Annotated in this window: 2 pseudogenes; both read right to left on the reverse strand. The window is 41.7% G+C overall.

Annotated elements, in window-relative coordinates:
* Positions 1-197 (reverse strand): annotated as a pseudogene (locus tag J5224_RS29745) (LuxR C-terminal-related transcriptional regulator); the annotation flags it as partial.
* Between the two features lie 567 nt (positions 198-764).
* A pseudogene (locus J5224_RS29750) lies at positions 765-1,039 on the reverse strand (aromatic amino acid transporter AroP); the annotation flags it as partial.

Consider the following 1,039-nt stretch of genomic DNA (forward strand, 5'->3'; position numbering starts at 1 on the left):
GGCGTAATAGGTCTAATGGGTTTGATCGCAAGAATAATAGCGATTTCTTGATATGATTTCCCAATGCTTGCCCAATATAAGATTTCATTTTCTCTATTTGAGAAGACCGTTTTTGATTGCGGTATGTTGATGCTATCCGCGTTATTTTCTTTGTGGTAAAAATTCATTAATTTATCATGTGTTGTCAATAACAACATTCGGATGTCGTTCTTATGATCCGTGATGGTGTGTTACGGATGTTAAACGTAATGCTTTAGGCTGAACAAGTCGGGTTATCTTACCGTGAGGTATGTCTATCAAAAGAAGAGATTTTTATGATATGTGAGGATTTAGGCAGGTATCATTAAAATAAGAAACTGTTGACAATGAAAATTTCTTGCTACCTTTTTTAAGATAAATGAAGTGTATCAAAATTCCTAATTGATTTCACTGCGAGTAGCCAACCATTGACAGCATATGTGTTGTTCGCAATACTAGCCGAAAATTTTCCCTGGTGTTGGCCAATTTGGCGTATGATCCTCTTCGGAGGATCACTTTTTTTATCCGATTTTCTTATTCAGCAACGATAAATCTTTTCACTTCTGAATACCAGATGTACTAAAGTACAGTCTCGGCCTGAGCTTTCGTATACAGTTACACCTGTTCTGGCACTGTTACTCCGATAAACATCCCCCTCAGCACGCGTTCTTTCTTTCGATAACTCATTCTGCGCTGGCTAAGCTGATGAATCGCAACGGCACCCGAAGGTGCCGTTGTCATATCGTTTAGCGGGTGGTTGCGACCCGTTGTTTTTTCTGTTTCACGGCATAACCGATGCCAAGCACGACCAGCCATACGGGTATCAGCAGTACGGAAATCTGAATTCCCGGGGTTAAGAACATGATCACTAAAATGCCCGCAAGGAACAGCAGGCAAATATAATTGCCCAGCGGATAGAGCAGCGCTTTGAATTTGGTCTGCACGCCTTCTTGCTCTTTGGCTTTGCGGAATTTCAGGTGCGCCAGGCTGATCATTGCCCAGTTTATCACCAGTGCAGACA

The organism is Candidatus Symbiopectobacterium sp. NZEC135 (assembly GCF_025962695.1).